General features: G+C 63.9%; 14 protein-coding genes. 3 read left to right on the top strand and 11 right to left on the bottom strand.

Features of this window, described 5'->3' with window-relative positions; all coding sequences use genetic code 11:
* Window positions 1–11: 11 nt before the first annotated feature.
* The 3 genes from NKI15_RS08425 to NKI15_RS08415 form a co-directional block, all read right to left on the bottom strand.
* Window positions 12–1208: a PLP-dependent transferase gene (locus NKI15_RS08425; RefSeq protein ID WP_023741783.1), complete on the bottom strand. Its 1197-nt coding sequence runs from the start codon at window positions 1206–1208 to the stop codon at window positions 12–14.
* Window positions 1205–1939 carry a FadR/GntR family transcriptional regulator gene (locus NKI15_RS08420; protein ID WP_352515229.1) on the bottom strand — a complete coding sequence of 245 codons (735 nt, stop codon included), beginning with the start codon at window positions 1937–1939 and terminating at the stop codon, window positions 1205–1207. Before NKI15_RS08420 ends, NKI15_RS08425 begins: the two co-directional genes overlap by 4 nt.
* A 121-nt stretch (window positions 1940–2060) precedes the next feature.
* Window positions 2061–2768, bottom strand: a complete 708-nt coding sequence (locus NKI15_RS08415) for a DJ-1/PfpI family protein (RefSeq protein WP_023691357.1) — start codon at window positions 2766–2768, stop codon at window positions 2061–2063.
* A gap of 86 nt (window positions 2769–2854) precedes the next feature.
* Between NKI15_RS08415 and NKI15_RS08410 the strand changes: the two genes are divergently transcribed.
* On the top strand, window positions 2855–3802 hold the full coding sequence (locus NKI15_RS08410) for a GlxA family transcriptional regulator (protein WP_352515231.1): 948 nt from the start codon (window positions 2855–2857) through the stop codon (window positions 3800–3802).
* A gap of 62 nt (window positions 3803–3864) precedes the next feature.
* On the opposite strand, the gene NKI15_RS08405 is transcribed toward NKI15_RS08410, so the two are convergent.
* The 4 genes from NKI15_RS08405 to NKI15_RS08390 all read right to left on the bottom strand — a co-directional run bounded on the left by NKI15_RS08405 (window position 3865) and on the right by NKI15_RS08390 (window position 8202).
* Window positions 3865–4644: an SDR family oxidoreductase gene (locus NKI15_RS08405; RefSeq protein WP_352885992.1), complete on the bottom strand. Its 780-nt coding sequence runs from the start codon at window positions 4642–4644 to the stop codon at window positions 3865–3867.
* 24 nt (window positions 4645–4668) lie between these two features.
* Window positions 4669–5619, bottom strand: a complete 951-nt coding sequence (gene araH, locus NKI15_RS08400; RefSeq protein ID WP_023815856.1) for an L-arabinose ABC transporter permease AraH — start codon at window positions 5617–5619, stop codon at window positions 4669–4671.
* An 11-nt stretch (window positions 5620–5630) separates the two neighbouring features.
* Entirely contained in the window at window positions 5631–7142 is a 1512-nt protein-coding gene (gene araG / locus NKI15_RS08395) for an L-arabinose ABC transporter ATP-binding protein AraG (protein ID WP_352515233.1), read from the bottom strand.
* Window positions 7143–7212: 70 nt separating this feature from the next.
* Window positions 7213–8202 (bottom strand): arabinose ABC transporter substrate-binding protein, encoded by a 990-nt coding sequence (locus NKI15_RS08390; RefSeq protein ID WP_023668118.1) that lies wholly within the window; start codon window positions 8200–8202, stop codon window positions 7213–7215.
* A gap of 245 nt (window positions 8203–8447) precedes the next feature.
* Here NKI15_RS08390 and NKI15_RS08385 point away from each other — a divergent pair, with 245 nt between their 5' ends.
* Both NKI15_RS08385 and dgoD read left to right on the top strand, forming a co-directional pair.
* The gene (locus NKI15_RS08385; RefSeq protein ID WP_245259915.1) at window positions 8448–9137 is read left to right on the top strand and encodes a FadR/GntR family transcriptional regulator; all 690 of its coding nucleotides are present in this window, start codon (window positions 8448–8450) and stop codon (window positions 9135–9137) included.
* A 7-nt stretch (window positions 9138–9144) separates the two neighbouring features.
* A complete protein-coding gene (gene dgoD, locus NKI15_RS08380) occupies window positions 9145–10293 on the top strand; it encodes a galactonate dehydratase (RefSeq protein WP_023668116.1) in 1149 nt (382 codons plus the stop codon).
* 239 nt (window positions 10294–10532) lie between these two features.
* On the opposite strand, the gene NKI15_RS08375 is transcribed toward dgoD, so the two are convergent.
* The 4 genes from NKI15_RS08375 to NKI15_RS08360 all read right to left on the bottom strand — a co-directional run bounded on the left by NKI15_RS08375 (window position 10533) and on the right by NKI15_RS08360 (window position 16484).
* Window positions 10533–12185 (bottom strand): FAD-binding dehydrogenase, encoded by a 1653-nt coding sequence (locus NKI15_RS08375; RefSeq protein WP_352673011.1) that lies wholly within the window; start codon window positions 12183–12185, stop codon window positions 10533–10535.
* A gap of 48 nt (window positions 12186–12233) precedes the next feature.
* The gene (locus NKI15_RS08370; protein ID WP_023707703.1) at window positions 12234–13946 is read right to left on the bottom strand and encodes an aldehyde dehydrogenase family protein; all 1713 of its coding nucleotides are present in this window, start codon (window positions 13944–13946) and stop codon (window positions 12234–12236) included.
* 79 nt (window positions 13947–14025) lie between these two features.
* Window positions 14026–15198, bottom strand: coding sequence for an alanine racemase (locus tag NKI15_RS08365; protein WP_031195786.1), 1173 nt, complete (start codon window positions 15196–15198; stop codon window positions 14026–14028).
* Window positions 15195–16484, bottom strand: a complete 1290-nt coding sequence (locus NKI15_RS08360; RefSeq protein ID WP_023704655.1) for a D-arabinono-1,4-lactone oxidase — start codon at window positions 16482–16484, stop codon at window positions 15195–15197. The genes NKI15_RS08365 and NKI15_RS08360 overlap by 4 nt, the downstream gene beginning before the upstream one ends.
* Between the last annotated feature and the right edge of the window lie 85 nt (window positions 16485–16569).

Here is a 16569-nt window from a genome sequence, read left to right as displayed (position 1 = left end):
TTTGAACCCAGTCATTTTTTTGCTTTGTCGAAGGCCTGGCCGATGTCGGCCCAGAGGTCTTCGACGCTTTCCAATCCGACATTGAAGCGGATGGTTCGGGGGCTGACGCCGAAGCGCGCCATCGAATTGAGACCCGGTGTCTGCTCGAGCGAGGCCTTTGCCGGCACGACGAGGCTTTCATGACCGCCCCAGCTGACGCCGATGCGGAAAAATTTCAGCGCATCGACGAAAGCGGGAATGTCGACATCCTCCGTCACCTCGAAGGAGAACAGCCCGGCATAGCCGGCAAGCGTCTTCTTGCCGGGATGGTTGGAATAGGCGGGATGATTGACCCGCTCGACCTTGTCATGCGCCTTCAAGCGCTCGGCGATGATGAGCCCGCTCTTCATGTGATGCGGCAGTCTCAGCGGCAGCGTGCGCAGGCCGCGCAACAGCAGCCAGCCCTCGAAGGGCGACAGCTTTGCGCCAAGCTGCGAGTAGGTCTGGTCGTTGATGTGCTTGATATGGGCGGCCGAGCCCGCCACCACACCGGCGACGGTATCGCTGTGGCCGCCGAGATATTTCGAGGCCGAGTGCAGCACCAGATCGACGCCGTGCAGAATCGGCTTCTGGAACACCGGCGTCGCCCAGGAATTGTCGATTGTGGTGACGATGCCCTGCTCTTTCGCCAGCCGCGTCAGATGTTCGAGATCCTGCAGCTCGAACATCATCGAGGTCGGGCTTTCCAGGTAGAGCAGTTTCGCACCGGGAAGTGCCGCGGCCACCGCATCCGGATCGGAGCCGTCGACATAGTCGACCTTGATATGCAGGCGCGGAAACAGCCGCTCGAACAGTCGGTAGGCGTCGCCATAGCAATTGCGCACCGCAAGGATGCGTTCGCCTGCGCCGACGAAAGCCAGCAACGTCGCGCTGATCGCAGCCATGCCGCTCGAAAAACCACGCGCGGCTTCAGCACCTTCAAGCGCTGCGACGCGCGACTCGAATTCCATCACCGTCGGATTGTCGCCGCGCGAATAGATCGGCTGTTTCCTGCGCCCGGCAAAGGTGTCGGCCATGTCGGCATAGCTGGCGAAGGTGAACAGCGAGGTCTGGTAGATCGGCGGCACCACCGCATTGCCGGGGAACGGGTCGTCATGCGCCAGAAGCGTCGCCGCCTCGGCGAGATAGTCGCTGCCGGAAATGCCGGGGTCGAAGCTGAGCTCGTTCATGTGCGGACCGAAAGTTTGAGGTTGGCGGCGCCGCGCTTCAAATCGTCCTCGACCGTGGCGATCAGCTTCAGCGCTTCGGCCCGGGCGCCTTCCGGATCGTGCGCGGCGATGCAGTCGAACATGGTGCGGTGGTAGGGAAAGCTTGCGTGGCCGAAATCGCGCACGCCGAGCGGATGTTCCCAGAAGCGGTGGAACAGTTCGTGCATGGCGGCGATAATCTGCTCGAACAGCGGATTGCCGCAGGCGCGGTAGATCGCCTGATGGAATTCCCAGTCCTCTTCCGACGACATGCCGGCGCGGCTGAGAAACTCTTCCTCCATGATGTCGAGCTTGCGCTCGATCTCGGCGAGGTCGTCCTTGTCGGCACGAATGGCGCAAAGGGCGGCGGCTTCCGCTTCCAGCGCGCGGCGGATTTCCAGCGTGCGCATCAGGCCGGTGAAATCATTGCCGCCGGCAAGCGTCAGCGGCATGTGCAGCATGTCGAGCGAGACGGCGGCCTTGAGATAGGTGCCCGAGCCCTGCCGGCGCTCGACCAGGCCAAGCTCTTCCCAGCGCGTCAGCGCCTCGCGCACCGTGTTGCGGCTGACCTTCAGACGCTCAGCGAGGATGCGTTCGGTCGGCAGCCTCTCACCGGGTTCCAGCTTCTCGCGCATGACGAAGCCGGCCAACGCCTTCAGCACCGCGTCGTCGCGGGCCGTCGTCTGGATCGGCGGAAGGCTGAATTCGGTCACCGGGGCTATTACCGAAGTGGTTCAATGGTCCAACCAATTTCTGCACAGACGAAGGGACCTGTCAACAGTGGAAACGCAGCAAGGCCGAAGGGCCAGGGGATGCACCTTCGGCCTTGCTGCTTCAGCCGTGGATGCGCGCTGGCGCAGCGGCGGCGCGAGCCTCGCGCCAGCGAGCGAAGATTGCCTCGCGAACCCGCCTCGAACCAGAGAGGCGCTTTTTTGCCTGCGCCAGCACCGCAGGCGACGCCTCGGCGGGCGTGCCGGACCGAAAGGGAGGAGCCGGGGCGTATTCGAGCGAGAGCTGCACGATCTCGGCCTCCTCCTGTCCAAGCAGCCTCGCAACCAGCGCCAGGCCGAAGTCGATCCCCGAAGTGACGCCGCCGGCGGTGATGAGCTTGCCGTCTTCGACGATACGCTCGTCGACCGGGATCGCTCCGAACTCCTCAAGGAAATCATGCGCATACCAGTGCGTGGTCGCGCGCTTGCCCCTCAGCAGTCCGGCCGCCCCAAGCACCAGGGCACCGCTGCAAACGGAGGTGATGTAGCGCACCTGCCCCGCGCGCTCCCACACGAAATCGAGGACTGTCTGGTCCTCCAGCAGCGCGTTGACCCCGCCCCCGCCAGGAATGCACAGCACGTCGAGGGGCCGGCAATCGTCAAAGGTCGCGGTTGGCGTCAGCGAGAGGCGCGTCGATGACGTCACCGGGTTGCGATCCTTCCAGATCAGTTCCACCTCGGCATCCTTGGCCGATGCCAGGACTTCGTATGGGCCGGTGAGGTCGAGTTGTTGGACGTCGGGGAATACGAGGATGCCGAAACGAAGGGGCATGGAAATCTCCGTGGGTTGACTTCCGGCAATCTACGGCATCATGGTTTGGCACGATTGCCATTCATCCCTCGCTTCGGGCCAAACCAATGCGCCGTATCGAAGTGCTTGCCTATCCCGACATCCAGCTCCTCGACGTCAGCGGACCGCTGCAGGTCTTTGCCAGCGCCAATGATTTCAAAAGGCAGGTCGGCGAACCGGCTCCTTACGAGGTCGTGGTCGTCGCCGCCTCACCGCGCATCCGGACATCGGCCGGTCTCGTGCTGGAGGCAGCAGTGCTGCCAACCCACGGAGGTAAGATCGACACGCTGCTTGTCCCCGGAGGATGGGGCGTCAACGCGGCCTGCGACGATCCCGTGCTGGTCCAGTGGATCGCCGGTCGCTCGCGCGATGCCACCCGAACCGCTTCCGTCTGCAGCGGCGCCATGCTGCTGGCGACGGCTGGCCTGCTCGACGGCCGCCGCGCGGTGACCCATTGGGGACGCTGCGCGGAGTTCGCCCGGCGCTTTCCCGCGGTCCGGCTCGAACCCGATCCGATCTTCATCCGCGACGGCAATGTCTGGACATCCGCCGGCGTAACGGCGGGGATCGATCTCGCCCTCTCCCTCGTCGAGGCCGACCTTGGCCGGCACACGGCGCTCGGCGTGGCGCGCGAGTTGGTGGTTTTCCTGAAACGTCCCGGTGGCCAGGCGCAATTCAGCCAGACCCTCAAGCTGCAGCAAGGCGACGGACGCTTCGACCGACTGCATGGCTGGATCCTTGAGAATCTCGCCGGCGACCTGTCGCTGACGCAATTGGCCGACCGCGCCAATATGAGCCCGCGCAGCTTCTCGCGGCGCTATCGCGAGGCCACGGGCCGGACACCCGCCCGCGCGATCGAGGAGATCCGGATCGAGGCGGCGCGACGGATGCTGGAGCGGGGCCAGCCCGTCAACCAGACGGCCCGCCGCTGCGGTTTCGGCTCGGAAGAAACCATGCGGCGCGGTTTTTTGCGCGTGCTGGGCACCAATCCGCGCGCCTACCGCGAGCGTTTCTGATCGCGACGGCTCGCGCCATTAAGCCGGCGGTCGACGCCGTAGAAATAGAGCCTCTCCAGCGTTCAGGCGGGATGCTGTAGCTGGCTGAGCCCGCCATCGACAACGAGGGTCGCGGCGTTCATGAACGGGCATTCCTCAGAAATCATGAACACAGCGGCCAGCGCGATCTCGCGCGCCGAGGCGATGCGGCCGCCTGGATGCAACGCCAGCGTCCTGGCGCGCGCGGCCGCCGGGTCGGCAAAGCTGTTCCAATAGTCGGTCGCCTTCTGCGTCTCGACATAGCCGGGCGCCAGGGCGTTCACGCGCACGCCCTGCCCGGCATATTCCAGCGCCAGCGATTTGGTCAGCCCAAGCAGCGCGTGCTTGGCCACGGGATAGGGGAAGGTATGAGGGATGATGGTGAAGCTGTGCGTCGAGGCGATGTTAAGGATGGCGCCACCGCCATTTGCGATCATTGCCGGCAGCACCGCCTTGGCGCAGTTCCAGGCGCCCTTGACGTTGACGTCGAAATTGCGGTTCCACTCCTCCTCGGTCGCCTCGAGCGGCGTCGAGAACACATTCATGCCGGCATTGTTGATCAGCGCGTTGATCGGCCCGATCGCGTCGGTCGCTTGACCGACGGCTGCGGCAATCGCGGCACCGTCGCTGATGTCGGCTGAGACATGCCCGACATGGCCCTGCGGCGCTGCTAGGCCGGCGACCGCTTTGTCCAGCAGCGCGCCGTCGCGATCGACCAGGAACAGTTTTGCCCCTCCGGCGAGGCAAGCTTCAGCGATGGCAAGCCCAATGCCTTGCGCGGCGCCGGTGAGGAAGATGCGTTTGCCGGACAGGCGCTCAGCCATGGCTGTCACTCCACTGGAAGATGGTCAGCGCCGGCCCAGTGCCGACGAACGCAGATTGTCGAGCAAAACGGCAAGCAGCAGGATCACGCCGCGCACAATGTATTGGTAGAACGCCGGGATGTTGAGCAGGTTCATGGCGTTTTCGGCGATGCCCATGATCAGCACGCCGACGATGACGCCCGACATGGTGGCGCGGCCGCCGGCAAGCGAGACGCCGCCGAGCACGCAGGCCGAGATGACCGAGAGTTCAAGCCCGACCGCCGCATTGGGCTGGCCCGACGTGATGCGCGAGGCCAAAAGGATGCCGGCGATGCCGCAAACCACGCCTTGCAGCGCAAAGATCCAGATGCGCGTCCAGTCGACATTGACGCCGGCCAGGCGCGAAGCCTCCGGGTTACCGCCGATGGCCAGCGTGTTCTTGCCGAACACGGTACGATTGAGGACAAAACCGAAGATGCAGAACAGCACGGCCAGGACCCAGACCGGCGTCGGAATGCCGAACAGCTTCGACAGCGCCAGTTGGTAGAAATCCGGGCTGTTGATGCCGACGGCGCGGCCATCGGATGCGATCAGCGCAAGGCCGCGCACGATCTGCATGGTAGCAAGCGTCGTGATCAGCGCGTTGATGCGGAACTTGGCGATGACGACGCCGTTGATGAAGCCGACGAAGGCGCCGCAGGCGATTGCCGCAAGAAGCCCGAGGATGATCGATCCGGTATAGTTCGACGCCATCACCGCGACCATGCCGGCGAAAGCAACGATCGAACCGACCGAGAGGTCGAAGTCGCGCGCGGCGAGGCAGAACATCATCGTGCAGGCGACGATGCCGACGGTGACCACCGATTGCAGCAGGCCGAGCATGTTGCGGTCGGTCAGAAAATTCGGCACCAGCAGCGACACCAGCGCGAAGGCGACGATGAAGATCACGACGAGGCCCTGTTCGCCGAGCAGGATCTTCTTCAACTGATCGGTCATGGCAAAGATCCTCAGGATGCGATCGCGTCGGGGGTTTTCTGATCGGGAAGAGCGGCGGCCAGGATCGCTTTTTCGGCGAACTGGTCGCGCGCGAGTTCGGCGCTGATGCGCCCGCCGCACATCACCAGGATGCGGTCGCAAATGCCCATCACTTCCGGCAGTTCGGACGAGACGACGACGATCGCCATGCCGTCTTCGGCAAGCTGGTAGAGCAGTTCGTAGATTTCCGCTTTGGCGCCGACATCGATACCGCGTGTCGGCTCGTCGACGATAAGCACGCGCACGCCCTGCTCCGACAGCCAGCGGCCGAGAATGACCTTCTGCTGGTTGCCACCGGAGAGGTTGATGATGTCCTGCTTGCGCGACGGCGTGCGCACCTTGAGCTTGTTAATGAAGGTCTCGGCGGTGGCGATCTCGCTAGCGCGGTTCAGGATTCCGAAGCGTGTGTGATGACGCCGCGACGAGATGTTGATGTTCTCCTCGATCGAGCGGCCCTGGATGATGCCGTCATGCTTGCGGTCTTCCGAGCACAAAACGATCCCGGCGCGGATCGCGTCATGCGGATCGGTGGCATGCACGACCTTGCCATCAACGGTAATGGTGCCACCTGAGCGCGGGTCGGCGCCGAACACCAGCCGCATCAGTTCCGAGCGCCCCGCGCCGATCAGGCCGAAGAAGCCGACGATCTCGCCCGCCCTCGCCTCGAAGCTGGCGGGCGTCGTCAGTTTTACTCCGCAAACAGCGTCGACCTTCAGCCGGACATCGCCGGCCGGGCGTGGGCGAAACCCCCAGATATCGGAGATTTCGCGGCCGACCATTTCGGCGACGACCTGGTCGCGTGTGACGTTTTTCAGCGACGCATGGTGCGCCGCGAGCTTGCCGTCGCGCAGCACGGTCAGGCTGTCGCAGAGGCGGAACACTTCGTCCAGCCGGTGCGAGACATAGATGATGACCTTGCCCTCGCCGCGCAGGCGGTCGATCAGGGCAAACAGGATTTCGCTTTCGCGCGACGACAATGACGAGGTCGGCTCGTCCAGAGCGATGACGCGCGCGTCGAGCATGATCGCCTTGGCGATCTCGACCATCTGGCGCTCGCCGATCGACAGCGTCTTGACCTTGCGGCTGAGATCGATGTCGATGCCGGCTGATTTCAGCTTGGCGCCAACATCGTCCAGCATCCTGGCACGGGCGATGATGCCGGCGTTGGCGGGGAAGCGGCCGAGGCTGAGGTTTTCGGCAACAGTGAGCTCGGGAACCAGCTGCAGTTCCTGGTGGATGACGATGACGCCATTGTCGAAGGCATCTCGCGTCGTTGCATAGGCTTGCATCTTGCCGTCGATGAGGATCTCGCCGTCATCGGCATGCTGGTCGCCGGACAGGATCTTGATCAGCGTGGATTTGCCGGCGCCGTTCTCGCCCATCAGGCCGTGCACGGCGCCCTTGTCGACGCCGAACGAGACGTCCGACAGCGCCTTGACGCCCGGATAGGTCTTGGTGATTTCCGAGAAGTCGAGAAAGGACATGGGGCGCCTATCCTTTTGCCATGCCAAACAGGCGGCGACTGTGAGCCGCCGCCTGTTTGTACAGGGAGGATTATTCGATGCCGAGACCCTTGCGGACCGTCTGGTAGTCGTCGCGCTTGGCCAGCGCACCGGCGGTCAGGATGAGCTTCTCGGGTTCCTTGTTGTTGGCGACCCAGTCATACATGTTGAGCGCAGTCTCGTAGCCGTGACGCTTCGGCGAGATGATCACCGTGCCGACGAAGCCGGTGGCGGTCGGCTTCTTGAACTCGTTGATCGCCGAATCCGCGCCGCCAATGCCGACGCCGATCACGTTTTCGGCCGGGATGCCGACGCTTTCGGAAGCGCGCACGGCGCCGAGAACGGCTTCGTCGTTGAGGCCGAAGGAGACCCACTTCTTGATGTCGGCATGGGCGTTGAGTACCACCGTCGCCGCATTGAGCGCAGCCTCGGTATCGGTCTTGGCCTGCGGCGCGTCAAAGATGTTTTCGGCCTTGAAGCCGTTGGCCTTCAGCACCGAAATGGCGCCTTCGACCCGGTCGACGGCGGTCGGCAACTGATCATAGGAGACTCGGATGGCGCCGACCTCGTCGGCCTTCCAGCCGCGCGCCTTCATTTCGTCGACGATCGCCTGGCCGACGGCCTCGCCGATCTTGGTCGCCGAAATGCCCATATGCGGCACGTCTTCCAGCGCCTTCCCGTCTGCGCCGACCAGACGGTCATCAACCGTCATCAGCTTGAGATTGTTGGCGGCGGCCTTGGCGACGATGCCGGGGCCGAGCTTCACATCAGGCGTGCAGACGATGAAGCCTTGCGCGCCCTGCGCGCCGAGATTGTCGATCGCCGACATCAGCTTCTCACCGTCCTCGGCGCCGATCTTGACCAGGGTAAAACCCTTCTCCTTGGCGGCCTGGTCGGCGAACTTCCATTCGTCCTGGAACCACGGCTCCTCGGGCTGTTTGACGATAAAACCTATCTTGGTGTCCTGAGCATATGCAGCGATGGTCGTGACGGACAGCACGGCAAGGGCGCCCGCGACGAGCGCGGTCTTCAGAAGTCGCATGATTACCTCCCAGCGATGGCCGGGCGCTCAGCCCGGATGCAGAGTCTCTAATTCTTTTTATCATACTCGTCAATTGATCTGGTATGATAATTGAGCTACATGCTCTGACCAGGGATCGCTGGCGCAAATCATCCGCATCCGGTAAGGCCGGGGACGCGAGATCAGTGGTTTCGCCGCCTTGGAGGAGGGCTGAGGTGACCGAAACTTCGAAGAAGGCATCAGGCGACACCCGCCGCCCGCGCGTCATGCCCGATGTGACCAAGGCGCTTGCCTCAGACATCTTTTCCGGACGCTATCCCGCCGGCTCGTCTCTGCCGACCGAAAACGAACTCGGCGTCGAATATGGCGTCAGCCGCACCGTCATCCGCGAGGCGCTGAAGGTGCTGGCCGCCAAGGGGCTGGTGCTGTCGCGGCCGCGCATCGGCACGGTTGTATGTGAACAGGACAACTGGAACATCATCGACCCGCAGGTGCTGGCCTGGCACGCGCCGCATGCGCTGGACGACAAATTGTTCGACGCCATCCTCGAAACGCGCCGCGCCATCGAACCTCTGGTAGCTGAACTGGCGGCGACTCGTGCGACGCTGCAGGAGATCGCCGATCTCGAAGCCGCCTGGCGCGGCATGGCCAATGCCGGCGAGGATCTCGCCGCCTTCTCGCGCTCGGACATCACCTTCCACCAGATCGTCTATGCCGCGAGCCACAACCCGATCTTCCGCCAGATCGGCAATCTGATCGACACCGGGCTGAAATTCTCGCTTGAAGCAACGGCGACCATTTCGCTCGCCCGGCGCATGGAAGCAGTGGCGGCGCACCGTGAGGTGGTGGAGGCACTGCGCATGCGCGATGCCGCGGCGGCGCGTGCGGCGGCAGGCCGGATCCTCGACCTTGCGGCGCGCGACCTGGTCAGCGCCAAGAAACTCAAGAACAACTGAGACCAGCATGAAAATCATCTCGCTCACCACCTACATCGTCCCGCCGCGCTGGCTGTTCCTGAAGATCGAGACGGATGCCGGCGTCACCGGCTGGGGCGAGCCTGTCGTCGAAGGCCGTGCGCTGACAGTCGAGGCAGCGGTCAAGGAACTTGGCGATTATCTGATCGGCAAGGACCCGCGCCTGATCGAGGACCATTGGACGGTGATGCATCGCGGCGGCTTCTACCGCGGCGGGCCGATCCTGATGAGCGCCATTGCCGGCATCGACCAGGCGCTGTGGGACATCAAGGGCAAGGCGCTCGGCGTGCCTGTGCATGAACTGCTCGGCGGCAAGTTGCGCGACAGCATCAAGGTCTATTCCTGGATCGGCGGCGACCGGCCGGCGGAAGTGGCTGCTGGCGCCAGGGAGGTCGTTTCGCGCGGTTTCCAGGCGCTGAAGATGAATGGCACCGAGGAACTGCAGATCGTCGACAGCCATGACAGAATAGATGCGGCTGTCGAACGAGTCGCCATGGTGCGCGAGGCCGTTGGGTCCAACATTGGCATCGCCGTCGATTTCCACGGCCGCGTCCACCGGCCGATGGCGCGCATGCTGGTCAAGGAGTTGGAACCCTACCGGCTGATGTTCATCGAGGAGCCGGTGCTCAGCGAAAATCGCGAGGCGCTGAAGGAGATCGCAGCCCTGGGCTCGACGCCGATCGCGCTCGGCGAGCGGCTTTACAGCCGCTGGGATTTCAAGTCGGTGTTCGAACAAGGCGCCGTCGACATCATCCAGCCGGACCTGTCGCATGCCGGGGGCATCACCGAATGCCGCAAGATCGCGGCGATGGCCGAGGCCTATGACATTGCGGTGGCGCCCCACTGCCCGCTCGGGCCGATCGCGCTTGCCGCCTGCCTGCAGCTCGATGCCGTCAGCTACAACTGCTTCATCCAGGAACAGAGCCTCGGCATCCACTACAACGCCGCAAACGATTTGCTCGATTATGCCGCCAACAAGGACGTCTTTCGCTACGAGGATGGCTATGTCGCAATCCCCGATGGTCCCGGCCTCGGCGTCGAGATCGACGAGGACTACGTCAAGGAAAGGGCCAAGGAAGGCCACCGTTGGCGCAACCCGGTCTGGCGTCACAAGGACGGCTCCTTCGCCGAGTGGTAGCCCGGCCGACCTTGCGGCCAGGCCTTCAGGACCTCGAGCTCAATTTCGCGGTGGCGCCAGCGTAACGCAGGCCTCTGATGTGCCGCAGCGCCGAGCACCAGCGCATGGGAACCGTCGGCGCCGGCAAGCCGCAACTGGCTGACCGCCTGGGTTGCGGCAAGCGATCGAAAGCAGTCGCTATCCATGGAACATGGCGGATGTCCTGTTCTTATCGACCTTTTCTTGGCCCGCCAGCCGCGTCACCTGCCCGCGGCGTGCCGGCCTGCGTTCCTGCCGGAGAAGATGCAGCTGCCGAGAAATGTCCCTTCCAGCGCATTGTAGCCGTGATAGCCGCCGCCACCGCCGCCGGCCACCTCGCCTGCCGCATAGAGCCCGGCAATGGGTTCGCCATTGCCGTCGAGAACCTGCGAATTGAGATTGGTGTGCAGGCCGCCAAGCGTTTTGCGCGTCAGGATGTTGAGGCGCACCGCGATCAGCGGCCCGTGCCTGGGATCGAGTATCTTGTGCGGCTTGGTCACCCGGAAGATCTTGTCGCCGATGTAGTTGCGGGCGCCGCGGATGGCTGTGACCTGCGCATCCTTGGTATAGGCATGGTCGACCTCGCGATCGCGCGCCACGATCTGGGCCTTGAGCCCGTCGTAGTCGAGCAGATTGTCGCCTGACAGCGCGTTCATGCCGGCGACCAGGTCGGCCAGGTTGTCGCGGACGACAAAGTCTTCGCCCTTTTCCAGGAACGCTGCCACCGATGGCGGCGCCTTGCCGCCGCGCCGGTTCTTCAGCACGGCCCGCCAATCCTTGGCCGTAAAGTCTAGGTTTTGCTCCGAGCCCGACAGCACGAACTCCTTCGAGACGATCGTCTTGCTCAGCACGAACCAGGAATAATCGTGGCCGGTCGACAGGATGCGCTTCAAGGTGCCGAGCGAATCGAAACTCGGGAAGAACGGCGCCTCCATGCGTTGTCCGAGCGCATCGAACCATAGCGGCGACGGCGCCGACAGGATGCGAATGCCGTGGTTCGGCCAGATCGGATTCCAGTTCTTGATCCCCTCGACATAGTGCCACATGCGGTCGGCGTTGATGACGGCCCCGCCGGCGTCCTGGGTGATCGCCACCATGCGGCCGTCGACATGGTGCGGCACGCCGGCAACCATACGCTTCGGCGCTGGCCCCAGCCGCCCGACCGGCCAGACCTTGCGAACCAACTCATGATTGCCGCCGATGCCGCCGGAGGTGACGATCACGACACCGGCCGAGAGCTCGAAATCGCCGACGGCCGTGCGGCTCGACTGCTTGCCGCGCTCGACATTGGACGCCTCCAGCATTTCACCCGCGACGCCGGTGACCGCACCATTGGTCTTGACCAGCCGGCTGACCTGATGACGGAATTTCAGCGTGATCAGCCCTTTGGCGACGTGCTCGCGCACGCGCCTTTCGAACGGCGCGACCACGCCCGGCCCAGTGCCCCATGTCAGGTGGAAGCGCGGCACTGAATTGCCGTGGCCATTGGCCAGCGCGCCGCCGCGCTCGGCCCAGCCGACCACCGGCCACCAGCGCATGCCCATGGCGTAGAGCCACGGCCGCATCTCGCCGGCGGCGAAATCGACATAGGCTTCCGCCACTTTCCTTGGCCAATGGTCCTCGGGCCGGTCGAACTGGGCAGAGCCCAGCCAATCCTGCCAGGCGAGGTCGCGGCTGTCCTTGATGCGCAGGCGGCGTTGCTCGGGCGTGTTGACCAAAAACAGGCCGCCGAGCGACCAGAATGCCTGGCCGCCGAGAAAACCGCCACCCTCTTGCTCGACGATGATGACGCGCTTGCCGGCATCGCCGAGTTCCGCAGCTGCGGCCAGGCCGGCCAGCCCGCCGCCAACGATGATTGCGTCCGCGTCAGCCATTGTCGTAACTCCTGCCCCGGCTTTGTTTTTGATATCGGATGCTCATTGCTAGCCGCGCAGCGCGTTCCAGATGATGCGCGGCAGCTTCATGAGGCTCGGCCGGTAGTTGAAGTCGGTGATCAGGCGGCCGACCATGTGTGCCCTTTTGTGGGTCAGGAACCAGGCCGGCTTCGGCATGATGCGGAACGGCGCTTCGAGCACGCTGCGTTCCGGTTTGTCGAACAAATAGGTGTTATGGACGACGCCGATGCCGCTCTGCACATCGTCGAGCGTGTGGCCAGGGAAAGCACCCCAGGTCGGGCGCAGCAGCGCGAACAGAACGCCGCTCCAGGAATTGATGCCGATGCCGCCATAGCGCAGTTCGGCAATGATTTCCTCGAAGCGCTGCCGGCCGATCTCGGCGATCGTCCTGGGATGGATGAGGATGTTGGCGGCAAGCGTGCCGTGCAGCTTTTCATTGGCGTAGGCGACAGCGGCGCGCAGATAGGATTCCGCATTGCCCGCCGGCAGCCGCATGACGCTGAGCGCCGGCGCGAACACCTCGGCATTTTCGAGATAGGTATCCGTGCCCGGCCGGAACGGCACCACCACGCAGGCCGGCCCGCCGGGCCGCTCGAATTTCTGTACGCTGTCGGCATGCGCCTCGAAGGCGGCGAGGCGCTCGGTCGCGCCGGGATAATAGGCCGGGCGCGACGGGGCTTTCTGCATCACCTTTTCGAGGGCCGCCAGAAGCGCGTCGGATTTGTCCCAGCCTTCGGGCAGAACCAGCATCTGGCAGGCGATGCAGTTGAAGCCGGAATTGTTGAGCTTCTGGGTGGCGATCAGTTCGGCGTGGTAGGCGATATCGGCATCCGACCACGGACCGGGCACCACAATGGTCGGTGCCACGCCGCCAAGCTCAGAGGTGATACGCCGGCTGTTGCGCGGCGTGCCCGCCGCCTTGTTCTTGCGGCCCTCCTCGCCAGGCCCCCAGACGATCGCGTCATGCGAAGCGGCGGCACCGGTGATGTGGATGTCGTCGACGAGATCGTGGTTGCACAGATACGCGCCGACATCGGCGCCGCCGCGCACGATGCGCAGCGCACCGAATTCGATCAGCGGCCGCAGCGCCGGCCGCAGGAAATCGATCAGATAGTCGTTGACCGGGTTCATCTTGAGCAGAACCACCTGGTGCTCGACCAAAAGCTTGTGCAGGCAGTCGAGCGGCGCGATCGAGGCGACATTGCCGGCGCCGAGCACGAGGCCGATCTTGCCCTTGCGGCTGGTGCGCGGCGCGTCATAGGCCGATGCGGTGTTTGCGGCCAGGTTCGCCTTGGTCACGCCGGGCTGCATCCAGATCTCGGCCTTCAGCCCGGTGAACAACACCTTGTCCCAGAGCGAATTCGGAACCACCGTCACCGCCACCTGTCCGCTAGGCAAGGTGCGGACCGGCAGTCTGTCGAGGAACTTCTTGCCCTCCATCAGGCTGAGCGTGTGGATGAACTGGTTGCAGCCATCCATCAGCGCCGCCGGGCCAGCCAGCCATTCCTCACCTTCCAGCGGCGAGCCGGTCGGGATGCCCTTCTTGCGCGTCGCGGTTTTGACCCACGCCTCGGCGACCTCGCGGATGTGATCCTTGACCTGCCGCAGCAAGGCGATCCGCTCGCCATTCGAGGTCTGCGCCCAGTCGTCCTTCCTGGCGTCGAGATCGGTGAGCGCGAGGTCGAGTTCGGCTGCCCATTCAGGCTGCACGGGCTGGGTTTTGACTGCCTTGGCAACCATCCTATCCTCCTCCACTTCGATCTCTTTGTTTGACGCAATTCCTGTGGGAAAACCGCTTCACACTTTTCCTGGAATTGCTCTACGAAAACGGCAGTGCGGCCCATTGCTCGACGAATTTCCCGCCGGAATAGACCTGGATCGAACCGAACTGCTGTAGCACGAATTCGCTCTGCGTCGGACGCAGGAAGGCGTAGTCGTCAGGCCCGACATTGACGTTGTCGGGCAGCGCCATGAATTGCTGATTGGTCGAAAAGCCGAACGTCTTGTCGGTCTTCATCCCCACGGGATGGACGGGCTTCGCCATCCATTTTCCGCCATAGAGAAAACAGCCGCGCCGCGGCAACAGCCCGAGCTTCTGCAGCAGCCAGGAGCGCTGGTCGAGGCCCGGCGCCTGGACATCGACCACTTTCAGGATCGGCGTCGCGATGAATGCGGCAGGCCGCAATTGGCTGAGGCTCGGCACATCGAAATCGGTCGGCAGCATAAAAGCCGATCCGATGGACAATTCATTGGCGCCGACCCAGCTGTCATAGAGCAATGCGGTGCTGCTGCCGCCAAGATTGAGGATCTTGCGCTGGTCGGCGGCAAGGCAAGCGACATACTGGCGAAACAGGCTGATCGCCTTGACGCGCGCCTTGGCCGGTCCTCCCAGCAGTTTGGGGATATGGCCGATATGCGCCTCGTAGGCCATGACGCCTTCGCATTTCAGCCGCGGGTAATTCGCCAACGCGGAAACTGCCCGGGCCAGTGAGTCGGGATCGCTGATACCGCCGCGATGAAGGCCGACATCGACCTCGAAGCAGACGCGCAGCTCGCGGTCGAGCTCGGCGGCAAGCGAGCCATAGGCGGCCAGCCGCTCCTCGGTATCGATCAGCCAGACGATGCGCGACGTAGCTTCGCCGAGCCCGGCGAGAACGCCCTTCGTCAGCGCGTGCCTGGCGCCGGCAACCGGCATCGGCTTGCCCAACAGGAGATCGACTTGGGGAAACACTTTCAGCATCTCGGCGCTGATCGGCAGATGAAAGGTCATCAGCCTGTCGGTCGCAAACGCCGCGCGGATATGGTCGATCAGCGGCAGGCATGGCAGCGACTTGTCGACGAGGCGCAGATCGAGGCCCGTGGCGAACTTCGCCTTGATCGCAGCGATGTTGTGATCGAGCCGGTCGAGATCGAGCACCAGGCAAGGCTGAAAGATCCCGGCTGCCCTGAGCGCGCCCGACATTTCCGCGAAATAGGTGTCGGTCAGGCTCATGCCGCGACGCCGAGCAGCCTGGCAATATAGGGCGACACGAAGCGGTTGTCCGGGTCCATCTCGCGGCGGACCGCCATCGCATCGTTCCAGCGCGGATAGAGCGCGCTCAATTCCCTTGATGTCAGGCTGTGCATCTTGCCCCAATGCGGGCGGCCGCCGCGCCTCCTGAAGATCGGCTCGGCGGCGTTGAAGAACGCCATCGGATCGCGCTCGACGCCGTGATGGATGGCGATGGAACAGGTTGGGCGCTTGTAGAAGGGGCTGAGCCAGACATTGTCGGGCGCGACGACGCGCACCTCCATCGGAAAATAGACCTCTGGAAACCGCGTCTCGAGCAGCGCAATGATTTCGCTGAGTGCGGCCGCCCCTTCCTCGAACGGCAGGTGGTATTCCATCTCGTTGAACTTGACGTTGCGCTCGGAGGTGAAGACCTTCAGCCACTCCTCGATATAATCCTCGGCCGGCACCTTGGCGAAGGCCGAGCCGATGAGACGGCGGCGCAGCCAAGGGAGCCAGCTGAGATAGTCGCGCAGTTTTCTCAGCGTCGTCACCGCATCGTCGTCTTCCGTCGGCGGACGCACCGTCGCCGGCGCCTCGGTGATGTCGCTGGCAATCAGCAGCGCCTGGCCGGAAAACGGCACATAGTAGAACTCGGCCGAACGATGCGCCGTCATGGTGCTTTCGAATTGCGCAAGCACATCGGCAATCGGCGCCGTCCAGCGGCGGTGCCGCATCCGGTAACTCGCCACGTTGCGGATCGTCACTTCGGTGACGGCGCCGAAAGCGCCGAGCGAAGCGCCCATGGCTTCGATCATGTCGGGGCTCTTGGCACGGTCGAACTCTTTCACGGCGCCACGCCCGTCGACGATCTGCATCGCCTCGAGCTGGGTATGGTAAGCGCCGAGCGTGATGCCCGAGCCGTGGGTGGCGGTGCCCAGCGCCCCGCCGAACGCCTGCTTGTCGATGTCGCCCATGTTCGGCAGCGCCTGGCCGACGCCGTGCAACAGCTTTGCCAGCGCGCCGATCTTGGTGCCGGCGCCGACCCGCGCCGTCAGTTTTTCGGGATCGTGCGACCTCAGGCCCTCGAAGCGGTCGAGCGACAGGATGGTGCCGTCATTCTTGACCAGCGGCGTAAAGGAATGGCCCGTGCCGACAAATCGAACTGGTCCCGGCGCGTTGCGAATGGCACCACTCAGCTCATCGAGACTCTGCGGTTCGGCAAAAGCCTGCGGCGTGGCCGTGACATAGCCCGACCAATTGCTCCACTGGCTGATAGCCTCTCCCACGATGCCTCCCTGGGGCGCCGGCTTTGCCGGTCTTTCTCCTAGCGCTAGATAATATGATACATAGTCAGCTTTTCCGGATATGATA

Source organism: Mesorhizobium sp. M0862 (assembly GCF_040319795.1).
Taxonomy (GTDB): domain Bacteria; phylum Pseudomonadota; class Alphaproteobacteria; order Rhizobiales; family Rhizobiaceae; genus Mesorhizobium.
The sequence above is the reverse complement of the archived record's forward strand: the minus strand, read 5'-3'. Positions and strand labels throughout refer to the sequence as shown.